The following is a 15,870-nucleotide window of genomic DNA, read 5'->3' on the forward strand; positions in this document are numbered from 1 at the left end:
CGCCCGTCGGCGCCGGGCCGCTCGCGCCATCGGCGCTGCATCCACTCCCACGTGCACAAGCCTCAGTAGTCGATATTGATGGCCGCGATCTGGCGGGTGCCGTTGGAGGCGATGGCAGGGCCGGCGAAGCGCGAGCTGGAGTAGGTCAGTGCCGTCTTGTGACCGGGACTGTTGAACCAGGCCTCGATCATCTGCTCGGGTGTGGCGGTGCCCGAGGACGCGAAGAGGACCTCATGGCCGCAGTGCTCGAACGTGCCCGCATCAAGGTTCTGCTTCACGCAGGCTTCCCCGGCGCGTTGTTCCGTGGCGCGCAGCGCGACCTCCGGCAGCCCGAGCGCGCGGCGTCGCTCGTTGAGCAGCACCAGCAGACGTTGTTCGGCGGCGGAGACACCGGATGCCGCATTGGCAGCCTTGGGTGCCGACCTGGTCGGTGACGTGGTCGGCGCCGGCGACCTGGTCGGCTTCGCTGACCTGGTGGGCGCGGAGGTCGCTCGCGCGGTGGACGGCGATGCCTTGAGCGCCGTCGGGGAGGGCGACGCGAACGCGGGTTCGGTGGTTTCGTAGCCGGGTTCGATGATCGTGGTTGAGGGCTGGGCGCCGGTCGCGCTCGCCGGCCGTTGTGTGGGCCTGTCCGCGTAACTGGCGATGAGGGTCCCGCCGCCTCCGATCAGGGCGACGGCCGCGAAGGCGCCGACCAGGGTCTTGGGCAGAGACAGTGCCGTGACGCCGGCCTGATGCGACACCCCGCCGGTCGGCGCGACGTCGCGCAACGCCCCGGCGCTCTTCACGGGAGCGCCGGCCGGCGCGACTCCCTGCGACGTGCCGGAGACGGTGTACGCATTGTGCGTGACGTCCGACGCGAGGCCGGCCGGGAGCGGTGTGAGCGCCAGGCCGGCCAGCAGCCGTTCGGCCGGAACCAGATCCGACGTGGCGTTCGGGCACTGCGCGCAGGTGCGAATGTGCCGCGCCAGTCGCTTGCGCCACACCTGCGCGGGCTGGCCGTCCCAATCGGACGCCGTGTCGATCAGGCCTGCGCAGCCGGGCCGGGCGGAGAGTGCTCTTACCACCAGCCGAGCGGTGTCCAACTGTGCCTTCATCCGGGCCACCCGGACGGTCACGTGGTGCGGGTCCAGCTGTAGGGCATCGACCAGGTCGGCGCGGGAAAGGTGACCGGCCTCGGCCAACCACCACAGGGACAGCAGGTGGCGGTGGTCATCGTCCAGCCAGCGAGTGGCCAGGACCACCTCCCGGCGCTCATTGGACAGGCGAAGCTTGGTCAGCGTCAGGTCCTCGAAGTCGGAGCCCGGGACGACCAGATTGTCGATGTCCTCCGGCGGCGCCGGCGTGGTGTGCTGGTACTGCCGGTAGGCGCGGATCTCGTTCATGGTGACGGCCACCAGCCACGACCGGAAAAGCCGCGGATCGCGTACGCCCGCCAGTCCGCGCACGACGCTCAACATCGTGTTCTGCACCACGTCGTCGACATCCGCCGACCGATTCAGTGCCCGGCCCACGATGTTGTACACCAGTGGCAGGTAATGCGAGACCAACGCGTCCATCGCCGCCTGGTCGCCGCGGCGTGCCGCGTCCACCGCCGCCGACATGTCGGTCCTGTTCGGGTACGCGTGCTCGGTCACGCTCACAACCTCGCCTTCACGGGACATCTTCGTACACCGTGGAGATCGGTTGGCACCCGTCCAGGTCACACAAACCTGACATTGTCATCGTCCACCGCCGGTGACGACGTCACCAGCAGGCTCACCTGTTGCTGTTGAGGCGGACGACGGTCCCGTTGAGGGCGGTGGCGAAGAGCGTCCACGCGACGTACGGGGCCAGTGCGACGGCCGCGACGCCGTCGGCCTGTGAGGCTCGGCGGAGCAGCACGAGGTTGGAGACGTTGAGCGCGGCGATTTCGGCCAGCGCGATGGTGGGTCTGTGGGCCTTGAAGAACAGCGCGCTCCAACCGAAGTTGAGGGCCAGGTTGAGCCCGTAGGCACGGGTGAACGGGGCGCGGTCGGTTTCGCTGGTGCGGTCCAGCACGCGAGCGCCGGCCACCGCGATCAGGGCGTACAGCGGCGTCCATACCAGCGGGAACGCCACGGGCGGGGGTTGCCAGGTCGGCTTGCGTAGCCGTTGGTACCAGCGTGAGGAAGCGTCGGTGACCGTCGCCCCGGCGGCGGCTGTCACGGTGACCGCTGCCGCGGTCCTAGCCAGGGTTGGTAGTCGCATGCTGTTCAGCTACCCGGCCTGCGACGGATCAACCGCGCCCCGTTCGCCGGCTGGCCGGCGGTGGAACGAGAGCGAAACGCTGTCGGAGTGTTCAGTTAGCCTCTGCGCCATGCCGATGATCACCATCACCGATGAAGTGACCGGAGCGCCGAGTGGTCCTGAGTGGACGATGGACGTCTTCGAGGAAGAGGTACGCCTCGGCGAGTTGATTCGGCGGCGGGTCTTTCTGGAGGTGGCGGAGTCCGGCGGGCACGTCGATCCGGAGGAGCGGACCCGGGCGACGCTCGAGGCGTTCGGCCGCAACGGCTTCGTGGTGCTGGTCGACGACCGGCAGGTGACGGCCCTGGACGACAAGGTCCGCCTGCACGCCGGGTCCCGGATCACGTTCCTCAAGCTCGTCCCGCTGGTGGGTGGCTGATGAGCGACTCCGATCCGGAGCTGGCGCTACGCGAGCTGATCGCCACCGGCACCGGGTGGTGCGAGCAAGCCGTCGGGTTTGACTCGCGGTACGACCGTCGGGAGTACGCCAGGCAGGTGGCGGCGCTTTGTGCGTTGGCGCCGGCCGTCAGGGGCCCGGTGCTGCTCGCCGCGCTCAACGACCCGGACGGCCCGTACGATCTCGTACCCGCCCAGCGGGTGCTGCTCCCGGAGACCACCGAACATGTCCAGGTGCTCGGCGCGGCCCTGGCAGACCTTGATGATGCCGACGCGGATCCGGATCGGTGGGTCGCCGCGGCGCTGACGCTGATCAAGTACCGGCCGCAACGGCCCTACATCGGCGAACCGTGGGACGGTGCCCGTCGGGAAACGTGGGCCCGGGCGGAGAAGTTCCTGGCCGCGCGGCCGGTGCGGGTGCGGCAGGCGGTGTTCGACGGGTTGACGGTGCCCGGGGAGGACAGCGACGGGCGGCTCAAGCTGATCAAGATTGTGCTCTCGGGCGGCGGGCTGGACAGTGCCGGATGGCTCGACCGGCTGAGCGGTCAGGCGTGGCTGGGATTCAACAGGTGGAGCTGGGGGCTCAACGACCTCACCTGGGAGTCCATCCAGGCCCAGGCGCGGGCCGGACGTACCCACCCGGCGGCACTGGCGACCTGGCGTCGGACGCGGATCGAGCGCGGCTCGTACTACCTGAGCGACGAAGGCGATCGGATGTGGCCGATCCCCAACGTCGGCGAGCGGTGGGCCGACCTCGCCGTCGCCGACATCGAGGCGATGCCGGAGGAGTGTCGGGCCGCCTGGCACGCGCTGTTGGTCCACTGCCCGCTCGGCGCGGACAAGGCCAAGCCGACGACCGCCTGGCGCAAGACCGCCCGGTCCCTGCTCGACGCGGTCGGCGGCGACGAGTTCACCGCGCGTCTCGACGACTGGCTCCCGCTGGTGGGTCAGGCGCGCACCCTGCCGCTGCGCATGACGACGTGTTGCCCAGGCCACCTGGCGGATGCCTCACCAAGGACGATCGACCGCTACAACGTGGGGCTGCTGTGGGGGCTGATCTGGATGCGGGCGATGCTCCCGCCCTCGGACGAGACCCTGCGCAGCCTCGGTCAGATCGCGGAACGGGCCGCCCGCAAGATTCCCGGGCACGGCCCGGCGAGCCCGAAGCTGGCGAACCTCGCCGTCGCGGCGCTCGTCGACGCCGATCACCCCGCCGCCCTCGCGCAGCTGGCCCGGCTGGCCTCGCGGTTGACCTACAAGAGCACGCTCCGCATCGTCGAGAAGGGCCTGACCAGGCACGCCGAGGCGCTCGGCATCGGTCGTGAGGACGTCGAGGAGATGGCGCTGCCCGGCTTCGGGCTGCCGCTGGCGGACAAGCTGGGTGACAGCTCGTACGAGGTCGAGGTGCGCGGCATCGATGCCACAGTGGTGTGGCGCAACTCCGACGACAAGGTGGTCAAGGCTCCGCCGGCTCAGGTGCGCAAGGACCACGGCGAGGAGTTGAAGGAGCTGAAGGCGACAGTCGCGGACATCGGCGCGACGCTGATCGGGACCCGCGACCGCCTGGAAGGGCTGCTGCGGCGCGACCGCGCGTGGACCGTCGAGCAGTGGCGGGAGCGGTTCCTGGACCACCCGCTGGCCCGGACCCTGGCCCGCCGGCTGATCTGGACCGTCGACGGCGTCGCCTGCTGCTGGGGCGGCGACGCCCTGCGGACCGTGGACGGCACGGTGTTCGAGCCCGCCGGCGACGCCACGGTACGGCTGTGGCACCCGGTCGACGATCCGGCGGCGGTCCCGGCCTGGCGGGACTTCCTGGCCCGGCACACGATCACCCAGCCTTTCAAGCAGGCGCACCGCGAGCAGTACCTGCTGACCGACGCCGAGCGGGCCACCGGCACGTACTCCAACCGGTTCGCCGCGCACATCGTGCGCCAGCACCGACTCATCGCGCTGCTGTCCCGGCGAGGCTGGTCGCACGTTCGACACCGCAACGACGGCGCCAGCTACCAGGACCCCTGGCTTGCCCTTCCGGACTGGGAGATGCGCACCGTGCTGCACATCGCCGGGATCGAGGATCAGGGCGACGACCTGATGTTCGACACGATGGGGACCGACCAACTCGTGTTCCTCCGGGGGGAACGCACGCCGGTGCCGCTGGAGGAGGTCCCGGCGGTCGTATTGAGCGAGGTGATGCGTGACGTCGACCTGTTCGTTGCCGCGGCCGGGGTGGGCAACGACCCGAACTGGTACGACGGCGGTCCGGACGGCCGGTACCGCGACTACTGGTCGCAGAACAGCTTCGGCGACCTCACCCCGACGGCCCAGACCCGCCGGGAGGTGCTGGCCGAGCTGATTCCCCGGCTGGCGATTGCCAACCGGTGCACGTTCACCGACCGGTTCCTCGAAGTGCGGGGTGACCTGCACACGTACCGCATCCACTGCGGCTCGGGCAACATCCTGATCGCCCCGGACGACCGGTACCTGTGCATCATTCCCGACTCGGTGAAGGCGAAGGAGCCGGAGATGTACCTGCCCTTCGAGGGCGACAGCCGGCTCGGCGAAATCATCAGCAAGGCGTTGCTGCTGGCCGCCGACAAGAAGATCAATGACCCGGTGATCCTGCGCCAACTGTGAGGCGGCGGGTGACGGCACCGGGCTGAGGCCACGGCGCCGTCACCCGGCAGGTCAGCTGGAGGTCCGCCTCGGGAGCAGCAGCTCCTCGTGGTCGAGTTCACGTTCCAGGACGCGGAGTTCCTCGTCCGGCAGGCGGCCGGAGTCGCGCCAGCGCACCAGCTCCTCGCGTTGCGCGTCGATGGCCGTCCGGCGGACCCGAAGCGCCCTCTCGTACTCCGGGGAGGTGGGCAGTTCCGATGAGTCGCTCTGCTCCAGAAGGTCCAGCCGCCCGCGGTAGCGCGCCAGTCGGGCCAGCAGCTGCGTACGGGTGGTGTTGACGGCCACCGAGCTGTCCGGCTCCGCCGCGGCAACCTCGTCGAGGCGGGCCAGGGCGGCCTCGACCGCCGCCGAGCGGGCCTCGTTTCGTACGCGGGCCTGGTCGGTTTCGTTGGCGCGCAGGCCCAGCATCCGCACGAGCGGCGCGAACGTCAGGCCCTGCCCGACGAGTGTCACCAGGACGACCACGAAGGTGCAGAACAGCAGGAGGTCACGGTCGGGAAAGGGTGCGCCGCTGTTGGTGGTCAGCGGCAGGGTGAAGATCGCGGCCAGGCTGATCACACCACGGGTGCCGGACCAGCTCAGCGCCACCACCTCACGGGAGGTGAGTCGGCGGGCGTTGCGGTCAGCGCGCTCGATCTGCCGCGCGCTCCCGGGTTCGTCGGGGTCGTCCTGCTCGGAAATGCCGCCCAGACGGGTGTGCAACGACCGGGGGAGGGACTGGGTCATCACCAGCCACGCGGGGCGCAGCAGGAGCACCACGCCGACCGATATGGCGACAGCGATGACGATTGTCGACGTGTCGTACTGACGCAGACCCTTCACGACCTCGGGAAGCTGCTGGCCGATGAGCAGGAAGACGAAGCCTTCGAGGAGGAAGTCGACCAGCCGCCACACCGCGCTGGTCTGCAGCCGGGCGGCCCCCGAGGTGAGCTGCGGTGTCTTGTGACCGACGATCAGCCCGGCGATCACCACGGCGAGCACCCCGGAGACGTGCAGTTCCTCGCCCAACAGGTAGGCCACGAACGGTGTCGCGAGCGAGATGGCATTCGACAACAGTGGGTCCGCGGTGAACGGTCGGGCCAGACGTACCAGCCAGGCCACTGCCGCTCCCACGGCGACCCCGCCCACCGCCGCCAGGACGAACTGGGCAACGGCGGACGGGAACGAGAACTCACCACCCACCGCGGCGGCCACCGCGACGCTGAGCATCGTCAGCGCTGTGGCGTCGTTGAGCAGCCCTTCGCCCTGAATGATCGTGACCATCTTCGGTGGCAGGTTCACCCGGCGGCCCACCGCCAGGGCGGCCACCGGGTCGGGTGGCGCGATGGCGGCGCCGACCGCGATCCCGGCAGCGAGCGTCGCCCCGGCGACGAACAGGTGGAACCCGATGCCGACCAGTACCCCGGTGAGGAGCACCAGCAGCACGGACAGGCTGACCACGATGCGGAGGTTCCGGCGGATGTCCAAAAGCGAGCTGTCCAGTGCGGCGCTGTAGAGCAACGGCGGCAGCACGATCATGAGCACAAGGTCGGGGTCAAGGCCGATGTTGGGGCCGGGGAGCAGCGCGTACACGATGCCGATGAGCGGCAGAAGTGCCGCGGCCGGCAGCCCGGTGCGAGCCGCCACCCACCGCACGACGACGATGACCGCGACAGCGGCGAGCACGAACAACAACATCGAGTGGGTGCTCACCTGGTTGATATTCCCCTGGATCGGCGCGAGGTTGCTCGGAGCCACCGCGGGTTCGCGGCCGAGCCGGCCGATGGCACCGTCGGCGCAGCATGCAGCAGTGACGAGCGTACCCGCCTGGGCACCGACCTGACCGACTGCTGGACTCTTCCCGTACTGCTGACCGCCCTGGCAGCCGGTGCCGTGAACGCCGTCGCGGCGCCCGCCGACGGCGGCCTCGGCCTGGCCCTGTGGCCCGGCCAGGGTCAACGGGGCTGGTGACATCGAGCCGACGACGCTGCCGGCCTCCGGCGCGTACACGGTGGTGGTGGACCCCTCCGGAGTCGCAACCGGGCAGGTCACGCTGACGCTGCGGTGAGGCGAACCCCTGCCTGTTCGGGTGACGCCCGCGTGCTAGCGTCTCGTCCCGTTGTCAGTGAGCGCCGCTAGCTCAACTGGCAGAGCAGCGGACTCTTAATCCGCGGGTTCGGGGTTCGAGTCCCTGGCGGCGCACCAACGATCAAGGTCCTGACCCGGTGGTTCACACCGGGTCAGGACCTTCCTCGCGTAGGGCGGCGGTGGGTGGTCGCTCGGCGGGTGCTCGGTAGCCCGGTGGACCGGGCGCATTCGACCGCGGAGGCGTCCGTCGCGCTTCTGCGAGCATCCAGTCGGTGGCGATTACGCTGGTGGCGTGGGGGGACAGCTCCGGGTTCGCGTGCAGGGGGATCTCTATCACCCGGTGGTGCCGCCGGGAGCCGTGTATGTGGGTCGGCAGGGGTTCGGGTTACGGCGTTCTCCCTGGGCCAACCCGTTCAGCCTGCGAAAGCATGATCGGGCGGAGGCGTTACGCCTCTATCGGCAGTGGCTGCTGGGGCAGCCAGCCCTTGTTGACCGGGCCCGGCGGGAACTCACGGGGAAGCAGTTGGCGTGCTGGTGCCGCGTCGAGGATGCGTGCCATGCCGACGTGCTGACCGACCTCATCGGTTGACGTGCAATCGGTATCGCGAGCTGGGCCGCCTCGGTGCGTAGACACCGCCAATGCTGAAGGACTGCGGTCTTGCCGCTTGGTTGCCTACGTAGAAGGCGACGTCGCGGTCAGCGGCGCAGAGTTGGGTGAGGAACTTGTTTCTCAGCTGTTCCGCAGCCTCGGCGTCGGTGAGCTGGCCCAGGCGACGTTGTAGAGCGACGAACTCCCAATCCCAGAGTGTCTGTTGGTGACCGCGGCACTGACGGTCTGCGCAGCGATACCGGTAGGCGCCGATGAAGCGTGGTGCTTGAAGCGGGCTGCGCTTGGTTGGTTCCAGTAGGTCGAGCTGGTTGAGGTAGCCAGCGATCTTCTTGCGATCCTCCGCCGACCAGCCGGGATGGCGCTTGACCTGAAGAGACGAGATATCGGCCACGCGAATCAGCGCGATCGATCGTGCGCTCCGGTCGTCGCGGGCCTGTTTGTTCAGCCAGCACATGGAGTCTTCGACGAGCGGATCGAGGAGGTTTCGACGCGACTGTCGGCTGGCGAGGTGCCGCTCGGTGGTGATGGTGTCCACGATCGGCTTCCAGCTCTCGCGCCGCTGGTCCTGACTGGCTGGCAGCGCGTCGACGTGGATGATGTCGTACTTGTGGAACTTGCCGTCGTCGTCGAGATCTCGATAGTGGACCGGGTAGAGGCGAATCCAACCCGTCCAGGGCGGGTCCATGCCCAGTGCCCCGACGCAGACCGTCTCGCCGTACCGCGCGGAGGGGTTGGGTGCCGCCTTCACTGTGATCAGGAGGCGGAGTGTCGTTGGTCGTGCCAGGACAGGCTTCGGTCTCGGATCTTCGTCGGTGCTCGGTCCCCACAACGGAAGCTGTTCCAACGGAACCACCCACATCGCTAAATGCAGCCGCCCAGGCACTTTCAGTTACATAGACGGTCTCACATCAAATCGATCTGGCACTAGCCGTAACGGGTGAGGGTTGGCCTCTCAGCCAAACGCGGCGTGGTGCTGGAGTCAGCGGGGTCGTGCTGCCCACCTGGCCCTACGCTGGCGGCATGAGGGAACCAGCGCGGACCGGACCTGGCAGGTGATGTGGCCGGAGGTCGATGTGGTGTGGCTCTACGAGCCGGCTAGTTTGAGCGGTTGAGGACACATGCGCACCACCTCGATCGGCGACGTGAAGGTCCTGCTGCCGGACCTCGAACCGGACGACCTCGACACCACGACGGAGCTGGCCGACGGCCTCACCGAGGCCCTCGTCGAGGGCGCAGGGTGGCGCGGCTCGCACCTTGAGGACGTCAGCATCCGCAGCAGTCTGATCACCGGCGTGGACCTGAGCGAGAGCACCTGGGAAGCCGGAAGCGTCTACGGCTGCGAGATCGTCCGCACCGACTTCTCTGGCGCGACCCTGACCGGCATAGCCATCGAACGCTGCGCCATCACCGGCTCCCGGTTCACCGGCACCAGACTCACCGACGTACGCCTCAAGGACGTCCTGTTCGACGGCTGCCGCTTCGACTACGCCACCCTCCAACGCGTCACCGCCGCCGGCTCGGTCGCGTTCACCGACTGCACTTTCACCAACGGGGCGTGGTCCTCCTGCCGACTACGGAGCATCGCGCTGCGGTCATGTGAACTCACCGGACTGGAACTGGACTCCTGCCAGCTCGACGGCACCGATCTGCGGGGCAGCCGGCTCCAGCGCCTCAAGACGCCGCTGGACAACCTGCGCGGCGTCACCCTCGGCGAGGACCAGCTTCCTGACCTCACCCAGCTGGCCGTCGCCGCCCTCAAACTCACTGTGCGCAACGACTGAAGCCGAGGAGGCATCGTGCTCGCTGAACCCACCGGCAGCCCGGACACGATCCTCGTTTGCATCCGGGGCAACTCCGGCTCCGGCAAGAGCAGCATCGCCCGCGAGCTACGACGCCGGCACGGCCGGGGCTGCGCCCTGGTCGAGCAGGACTATCTGCGCCGCATCCTGCTGCGCGAGCGCGACAAGCCCGGCGGCGCGGCACCGGCATTGATCGGGCAGACCGTCCGGTTCGCGCTGGATCACGGGTACCACGTGGTGCTGGAGGGCATTCTGCACACGAGCCGCCACCTCAGCATGCTGACCTCTCTGCGGGACGACCACCGCGGTCGCTCGCTGTTCTGCTATCTCGACGTGTCCCTGCCCGAAACCTTGCGCCGGCACCTCACCCGCCCGCAGGTCAGCGAGTTCACCGCCGAGCACATGAGCGGCTGGTACGCCGCCCATGACGTCCTGGGCTGGCCCGGCGAACTCGTCCTACCCGAGACCACCGGACTGGACGAGGCCGTCGAGGCCATCGCCGTTGCTGCCGGGCTGCCCCAGACCGGACGCGACGACGACCTGCTGCCGAACCTTCCGCCCCCGTAGAGCAGCCCAACCGGCTACCGGTGCCGCCGTTTCGGCGCACCATTCCCCAACGTCTGTCCCGAATGGCCAGACAGCCCGCCAAGCACGGCGACTGCGACGGCGTGAAGCTCGCCTACCGCGCCCGTACGAGCCAGCTCTCGATGACCGTGAAGTCGTGCTCGGTCAGCCCGCGACGTGGGTCGACCCGATGCAGCAGGGGATGCGCGTCGGCCGGTAGGGCCGGAGCCCGGGGTGTGGCCATGCGGCATGCCCGGCTGAGTCGCCGTGGGTGTTCCGAATGGGATGAGGGTGCCGTCCACGTCGAGGAACAGCCAGGGACGCGGCGCAGGATCGGGCGTGGCCCCGGAGGCTAGCCCCATGTGGGGTGGTGCCACCCCTGCCACGCTGCGGCGCGGGGCCAAGCGTGCGCCTCGACGAGACGAGGGCCCTGAGCGCAGGATCGGCTCCGTGGCGATCAGGGATCCGTACGCGCCGAGGGCGATGACTCCGGCCGCGACCGGCCTGACGGCTGGCCGACCGGCTGACGAACGCCGGCCGGCCGACTTCAGTCACGCCACGATGTCCCAGGTCGTTCGGCACTTCTCGTCGGCGCCGTTCGCGCCTTTGCGTTCGCATGCTTCGACATAGACTCTCGTGCCCGCCAGCAGCCTGACGTAGTAGGGCTCGGAGCAGGTGCCGCTGCCGCCCGCCGCGTGGAGCGTGACCTTGGCGTACACGGGCTCCCACCAGATCCGGCCGATGGTACGGCGACCGTCCGCTGCGCCCTCGTCACAGGCTCGGAACGCCGCATCGATCCCGGAGTTGGTGTAGATGGCGAAGCCGTTGCCGGCGGAGTACGGGTCGGCCGAATACACGAGGATGGGGTACCCCGCCGAAGCGGTGCTCGGGGTGGCCACGAGCCCGGTGGCCGTGAGCACCAACGCCATCAGCGTGGCACCGAACCAGCGTGAACTCTTGCGGATCATCGGCAACCTCCTACCGTCGAGAAACGACCGGTGTGGTCGTCACGATCGATGGTGGGTGCGATCCGTCTGTGAATGACAGACGCGCGGGCAGTTCCGAACAGGTCCGAACACTGCGAACGCCTCCGGTGCGCCGTTTCTCAGGTCGAAGTGTCATGCAACCTCAGGTCACCGGCTTGGTGGCGATCAGGAGCCGCCTGCCGAACGCGGCGCGTACATGATCAGGGCGACGCCGATCAGGCAGATGCCGGCGCCGATGATGTCCCACCGGTCGGGCCGGAACTTGTCGACGATCACGCCCCAGGCGAGGGATCCGGCGACGAACACGCCGCCGTAGGCGGCGAGGATGCGTCCGAAGTTCGGGTCGGGTTGGAAGGTGGCGACGAATCCGTACGCGCCGAGGGCGATGACGCCGGCGGCGATCCACCACAGGCCGCGGTGCTCGCGCCAGCCCTGCCAGACCAGCCACGCCCCGCCGATCTCGAACAGGGCGGCGACGACGAACAACAGGATCGAGCGGACGACGGTCATCCGTGGACCGTACCGATGGTGGTGAAGGGGATGGGGCAGCACGGCTGCCCGGCGCACTCGACGAGGTCGTCGCAGCCGGCTTTCACCGCGGCGCGCAGTGTGTCGGCGATGACCTGCAAATCGGCGATCTTCGCCTCGACCTCGGTGAGCTTTGCCTGGGCACGGGCCCGCAGGCCGGCGTCGGCGTGGTGACCGTGACGGTGCTCGCCCGCGTCGAGAAGCTCGGCGACCTCGTCGAGGGTGAACCCGAGCCGCTGCGCCGCTTTGATCACCTTCAGCAGGGTGACCGTTTCGGTTGGATAGAGGCGGTGCCCGCCGAGGCTTCGGTCTGGTTCGGCGAGCAGTCCGCGGCGTTCGTAATAGCGCAGCGTCTGCGGGTTCACCCCGGCCGCGGCGGCGACCTGGCCGCTGCGCAATCCGCTCATGCCGTCATCCCGGCGGCGGCTCGCAGCGCGAGCGCGTCGAGGACGTCGACGTGCGCGGCCGGCACCCGTACGTCGAGGCGCAGCGTGCCGGCGTCGGCGGCGAGGGTGAACGAGAAGAACGAGCAGCAGGAGCTTTCCCGGCCGATGAGGTCCCGGGCGGTCGCCTCGGCGGCCGGGTCGAGACACCACAGCAGTTCGGTGGGGGACAGCCGCTGCTGCGCCAGCAGGAAGGTGGCGAACAGGTCGTCGAATTCGGCCAGCCGCAGCGGCAGTCGCCCGCTCGGCAAGGTGCACGACTCGGGCACCCACGCCGGGGAGTCAGTGGTCATACCAACGACGGTAAGGGTGTACCTGGGTACCGGATGCAAGCCCGACGGTCACGACAGACGGGGTTGCCGGCGCCCGTAGACGCCGGCAACCCCCTGGCTCAGTTGGCGTGGGTCAGGCGTGTGGTGATGCGCAGGCCCAGCAGGGTGTCGTTCATCCACGGCACCCGCTCCCGGTGCAGGCCGGCGGTCATCTGGTCGGCCCACACCTCGTACCGCTGCAGGAGCGTGTTGGCGCGGGACCGCGCGCTGGTGATCAGGCAGTCGCCCAGTGGGTCACCGGGCAGGTTCGACGAGTCGACAGCGGGCTCGCAGGGCACCTTGAGGCTGACCTGGTCGCGCAGTGGGCGGCTGGGGTCGAGTGGGCACGGCGTGGGGCCGCACTGGGCGTAGTTTCCGCTCGCCCTGGCATAGGCATTGCCGATCTTGGCGTCCGTCGGCATGTTCACCGGGATCTGGTACTGCCCGAACAGGTTCGCGGACAGCACGTCGTCCGAGTCGAGGGCGTTGGGCAGACCCAACCGGGTGTACGCCTGGAGCAACCGCGCCGTCGTGTTCACCTTCTTGAGGGCGGTGGGTATCGCTCCGCTGACCTGGGTGCTCTGCTCCCGTACCCGGTCGTACATGGACTTCTGCCGGGCCTGAAGGAAACCGCGCAGGGTCGGCGTCAGCGTGGTGTCCAGTGCCGCGTTGGTGGTGACCGTGGCGCCGCTCGCGAAGGCGTACCGGCCGGACGGCCACTTCTGGGTCAGACCCTGCTCGGGAGTGGTCTCGCTGCTACAGCTGAAGAACTCGCAGTAGACCTGGTAGACCTGCTCGTTCGGCCAGGTGTAGTCGGCGGTGCGCGAGTTCTGCCAGGCCGCTGACGAGTTGAGCCGGAACCGGCTGTGGATCTGCAACCGCAGCCTGCCGTAGGCGCGGATCACTCCACCGCTGTCGGTGATCCGGGTGTGGTGCCAGCTCGGCGTGTAGCAGTAGCCGACCTCCGGCAACTCCCGTACCCCGGCCGGCGGCTCGTCGTGGCGCGGTGTGTACGTGTACTGGAGTGCCCGCACCATGTTCGACATCAGGTCATAGCTGACGTTGCTGGGTCGGTCGATCTGCCTGCTGCCCTCACACGCGGGCACCGTCGCCTCGTCGGCCTTGGCCGGCGCCGGGGCGAGCGGCTTGTCGGTGTCCCAGAACAGGTCGTAGTTCTTGGGAGTCTTCACCTGTACGCCGTTGGCGTCCGGCTCGTAGCGGACCTGGACGTCGTTGGTTCGGAAGGCGGCCAGCGCTGCCGACAGCTCACCGGTGGCGGCGACGTACTCGTTGACCAGCCCGGTGATCAGGCTGTTGGCGTTGCCGTCGGCCGGTCGACCGAAGCTGGCCGCGAGGTCGGCGATGCGGGTGCCCTCGGCCTCGATCTGTGCGGCGCGGCCGGCGCTGACCTGGGCGGCGTACATCGGGTTCTGGAGCATCAACATGGCGTACGCCTGCGCGCCGAGGTTCCACACCGCCGGGTTGCCGACCGGTGTCGACGGCTCGGCCATCGACGGGTCACGCCCGTTGGCGACCCGGGCCAGGTAGTTGATCGACCGGGCTTCGCCGAAGCTGTTCAGGACGGTGGTCGGGTCGACCGCCGGGTTGTCGGCGTCGGCTTTCGGTACGACGAAGGCGGTGCCGCCGGCCAGCTGCGTCGCGGTCAGGTGGAACTCGTTCTCCGGGTCGACGAACTCGTTGTACGTCGGGATCGGTTGACCGAAGTTCTCCCGGTAACCGATGTACTTGTTGATGTCGGCGCGGGCGTCGTGCAGGGTGGCGTCGCCGATCGCCGCCAGCACGGTGGCGGCGATGTCCTCCAGGCGCAGGCCGAGCTGGGCGACCTGCTGCTGCACCAGGGTGATCTGCGCGGTGTTGCCGGCGATCGCCGCGTTCAGTTTGTCGAACTGGGCCATCATGTTCGCGTACACCGTGTTGATCTGGGCCTCGATCCGCGCGAAGCTGGCGCGCATCTCGTCGCCGAGGGCCCGTACCTCGTCACGCAACGCTTTGACCTGGGCAAGGATCTGCGCGTCCAGCGATGGTCCGCTGCTGCCGAAGAGCCCGACGACGGACATCACCGCACCGAAGATGTTGCCGGTCATCGCCAACGTCGCGGTGCTGAAGATCGAGCCCGCGAGGCCGCGGCCGGTGATCGCCGCCGCGTACTTGGAGATCGCGCTGATGGTGGTGAGGACCGCCTCCCCGATCACCTTGGATTTCTTGCCGGCGTCGGGGTCGGCGAACCCGATGATGGTGGAGACCATGCCCAACCCGGCCTTGACGTCGGAGATCGTCTGCTGCCGAGCCTTGTCCCGGTCCTCGGCGGCCTTCTTGGCCGCCGCTGTGCACGCGGCGCTCGGCGGCCCTTCGGGCGGGCACTTGCTGTTGTTCTCGCCGATCTCGAGGCGGATCTCCAGGCTCAGGCCGAGCAGCTGCGCGTGCAGGTTGGCCAACTGCTGCTTGGCGGCCGCGACGTACGCCACCGAGTCGTCCCGCAGTGCCAGGATCGCGTCGAGGTCCACGTGCGAGAGCCCGGGATCCTGCCGGAGTTCCTCGTAGGTGCTGGTGATGTCCACCCCGACCGGCGCACCGAGGACGGCGTTCCAGGCGGTGGCGACCGGCGGGCTGGCTGCCCCTGCCTGTCGGGTCGCGGACCACACCGCGGTGAGAGCGTCGTCACGGCCGCGCAGCCACTGGGCGGTCCGCAGCGCGCCGGAGGCGAGTTCCTCGCGGGTGTCCCACGGCTCGACCGTCTTGCCGATCACGGCCCCGACCAGGCCGGTGATCTCGGGCGAGGTCCGGGTGTCGCCGCCGGGCGCGCCGAGCAGGATGTCGACGGACTTGAGCAGCAGGTCCTGTTCGGGCAGCAGGAGGTCGAACGTGGTCAGCGAGCCGTCGAGCAGCTGCTGGCGTGCGGTGAGCTGGGTCTGTGCCTGTTCGGCGGTGGCGTTCGGGTGCAGCCGGTGCCACTGGACGAACTCGGCCGACAGCACGGCGGTCTTGATCCGAGCGGCGCCCTGGAGATGGATCTCGGCGACCTGGCCGAAGGCCCGGTCGGTGAGCGCTGCCTGAGGGATGGGGACGGGGACAGGATCGGCCGACGCGGGCTCACCGAAGAGCACGCCTGCCGCGGTGACCGTGATCATCGCCAGCACGGCAGTCCCGCGCCTGGTGCGCGTGGAACGTGTGAGTGTCATGCCGCGAACGTATTGAGCTGCCTGA

The 15,870-nt window shown here is 69.1% G+C and carries 15 protein-coding genes and 1 tRNA gene; 6 read left to right on the forward strand and 10 right to left on the reverse strand.

The features are described from left to right. Positions 1-62: 62 nt before the first annotated feature. Both AB0B48_RS11535 and AB0B48_RS11540 read right to left on the reverse strand, forming a co-directional pair. The gene (locus AB0B48_RS11535) at positions 63-1,637 is read right to left on the reverse strand and encodes a sigma-70 family RNA polymerase sigma factor (protein WP_357199361.1); all 1,575 of its coding nucleotides are present in this window, start codon (positions 1,635-1,637) and stop codon (positions 63-65) included. A gap of 121 nt (positions 1,638-1,758) precedes the next feature. After that, complete coding sequence (locus AB0B48_RS11540; protein WP_357199364.1) at positions 1,759-2,229, reverse strand: TspO/MBR family protein; 471 nt, start codon at positions 2,227-2,229, stop codon at positions 1,759-1,761. Positions 2,230-2,338: 109 nt separating this feature from the next. Here AB0B48_RS11540 and AB0B48_RS11545 point away from each other — a divergent pair, with 109 nt between their 5' ends. Beyond that, on the forward strand, positions 2,339-2,647 hold the full coding sequence (locus AB0B48_RS11545) for a hypothetical protein (protein WP_357199367.1): 309 nt from the start codon (positions 2,339-2,341) through the stop codon (positions 2,645-2,647). Continuing rightward, positions 2,647-5,298, forward strand: a complete 2,652-nt coding sequence (locus AB0B48_RS11550; RefSeq protein WP_357199370.1) for a DUF4132 domain-containing protein — start codon at positions 2,647-2,649, stop codon at positions 5,296-5,298. Before AB0B48_RS11545 ends, AB0B48_RS11550 begins: the two co-directional genes overlap by 1 nt. Before the next feature lie 51 nt (positions 5,299-5,349). On the opposite strand, the gene AB0B48_RS11555 is transcribed toward AB0B48_RS11550, so the two are convergent. After that, positions 5,350-7,014: a Na+/H+ antiporter gene (locus tag AB0B48_RS11555; protein WP_357199434.1), complete on the reverse strand. Its 1,665-nt coding sequence runs from the start codon at positions 7,012-7,014 to the stop codon at positions 5,350-5,352. Positions 7,015-7,445: 431 nt separating this feature from the next. On the opposite strand from AB0B48_RS11555, the gene AB0B48_RS11560 reads away from it, so the two are divergent. Then, positions 7,446-7,521: transfer RNA gene (locus tag AB0B48_RS11560), tRNA-Lys, on the forward strand. 247 nt (positions 7,522-7,768) lie between these two features. Continuing rightward, entirely contained in the window at positions 7,769-7,993 is a 225-nt protein-coding gene (locus tag AB0B48_RS11565) for a DUF4326 domain-containing protein (protein WP_357199437.1), read from the forward strand. On the opposite strand, the gene AB0B48_RS11570 is transcribed toward AB0B48_RS11565, so the two are convergent. Beyond that, positions 7,983-8,873, reverse strand: a complete 891-nt coding sequence (locus AB0B48_RS11570) for a hypothetical protein (protein ID WP_357199373.1) — start codon at positions 8,871-8,873, stop codon at positions 7,983-7,985. The genes AB0B48_RS11565 and AB0B48_RS11570 overlap by 11 nt on opposite strands. Before the next feature lie 259 nt (positions 8,874-9,132). Between AB0B48_RS11570 and AB0B48_RS11575 the strand changes: the two genes are divergently transcribed. Both AB0B48_RS11575 and AB0B48_RS11580 read left to right on the forward strand, forming a co-directional pair. Then, complete coding sequence (locus tag AB0B48_RS11575; RefSeq protein ID WP_357199376.1) at positions 9,133-9,795, forward strand: pentapeptide repeat-containing protein; 663 nt, start codon at positions 9,133-9,135, stop codon at positions 9,793-9,795. Between the two features lie 15 nt (positions 9,796-9,810). Next, positions 9,811-10,380: a kinase gene (locus AB0B48_RS11580; protein ID WP_357199379.1), complete on the forward strand. Its 570-nt coding sequence runs from the start codon at positions 9,811-9,813 to the stop codon at positions 10,378-10,380. 112 nt (positions 10,381-10,492) lie between these two features. Here AB0B48_RS11580 and AB0B48_RS11585 read toward each other — a convergent pair whose 3' ends face one another. The 6 genes from AB0B48_RS11585 to AB0B48_RS11610 all read right to left on the reverse strand — a co-directional run bounded on the left by AB0B48_RS11585 (position 10,493) and on the right by AB0B48_RS11610 (position 15,845). After that, entirely contained in the window at positions 10,493-10,621 is a 129-nt protein-coding gene (locus tag AB0B48_RS11585) for a hypothetical protein (protein WP_357199382.1), read from the reverse strand. A gap of 307 nt (positions 10,622-10,928) precedes the next feature. Then, the gene (locus AB0B48_RS11590) at positions 10,929-11,345 is read right to left on the reverse strand and encodes a hypothetical protein (RefSeq protein ID WP_357199385.1); all 417 of its coding nucleotides are present in this window, start codon (positions 11,343-11,345) and stop codon (positions 10,929-10,931) included. 183 nt (positions 11,346-11,528) lie between these two features. Continuing rightward, on the reverse strand, positions 11,529-11,873 hold the full coding sequence (locus AB0B48_RS11595) for a YnfA family protein (RefSeq protein ID WP_355005396.1): 345 nt from the start codon (positions 11,871-11,873) through the stop codon (positions 11,529-11,531). After that, positions 11,870-12,298 (reverse strand): MerR family transcriptional regulator, encoded by a 429-nt coding sequence (locus AB0B48_RS11600; protein WP_357199388.1) that lies wholly within the window; start codon positions 12,296-12,298, stop codon positions 11,870-11,872. The genes AB0B48_RS11595 and AB0B48_RS11600 overlap by 4 nt, the downstream gene beginning before the upstream one ends. Next, the gene (locus AB0B48_RS11605) at positions 12,295-12,627 is read right to left on the reverse strand and encodes a hypothetical protein (RefSeq protein ID WP_357199391.1); all 333 of its coding nucleotides are present in this window, start codon (positions 12,625-12,627) and stop codon (positions 12,295-12,297) included. Before AB0B48_RS11605 ends, AB0B48_RS11600 begins: the two co-directional genes overlap by 4 nt. A gap of 98 nt (positions 12,628-12,725) precedes the next feature. After that, positions 12,726-15,845, reverse strand: a complete 3,120-nt coding sequence (locus AB0B48_RS11610; protein WP_357199394.1) for a hypothetical protein — start codon at positions 15,843-15,845, stop codon at positions 12,726-12,728. Positions 15,846-15,870 lie beyond the last annotated feature (25 nt).

It is taken from the genome of Micromonospora sp. NPDC049089, from assembly GCF_040648775.1.
Lineage (GTDB): Bacteria > Actinomycetota > Actinomycetes > Mycobacteriales > Micromonosporaceae > Micromonospora.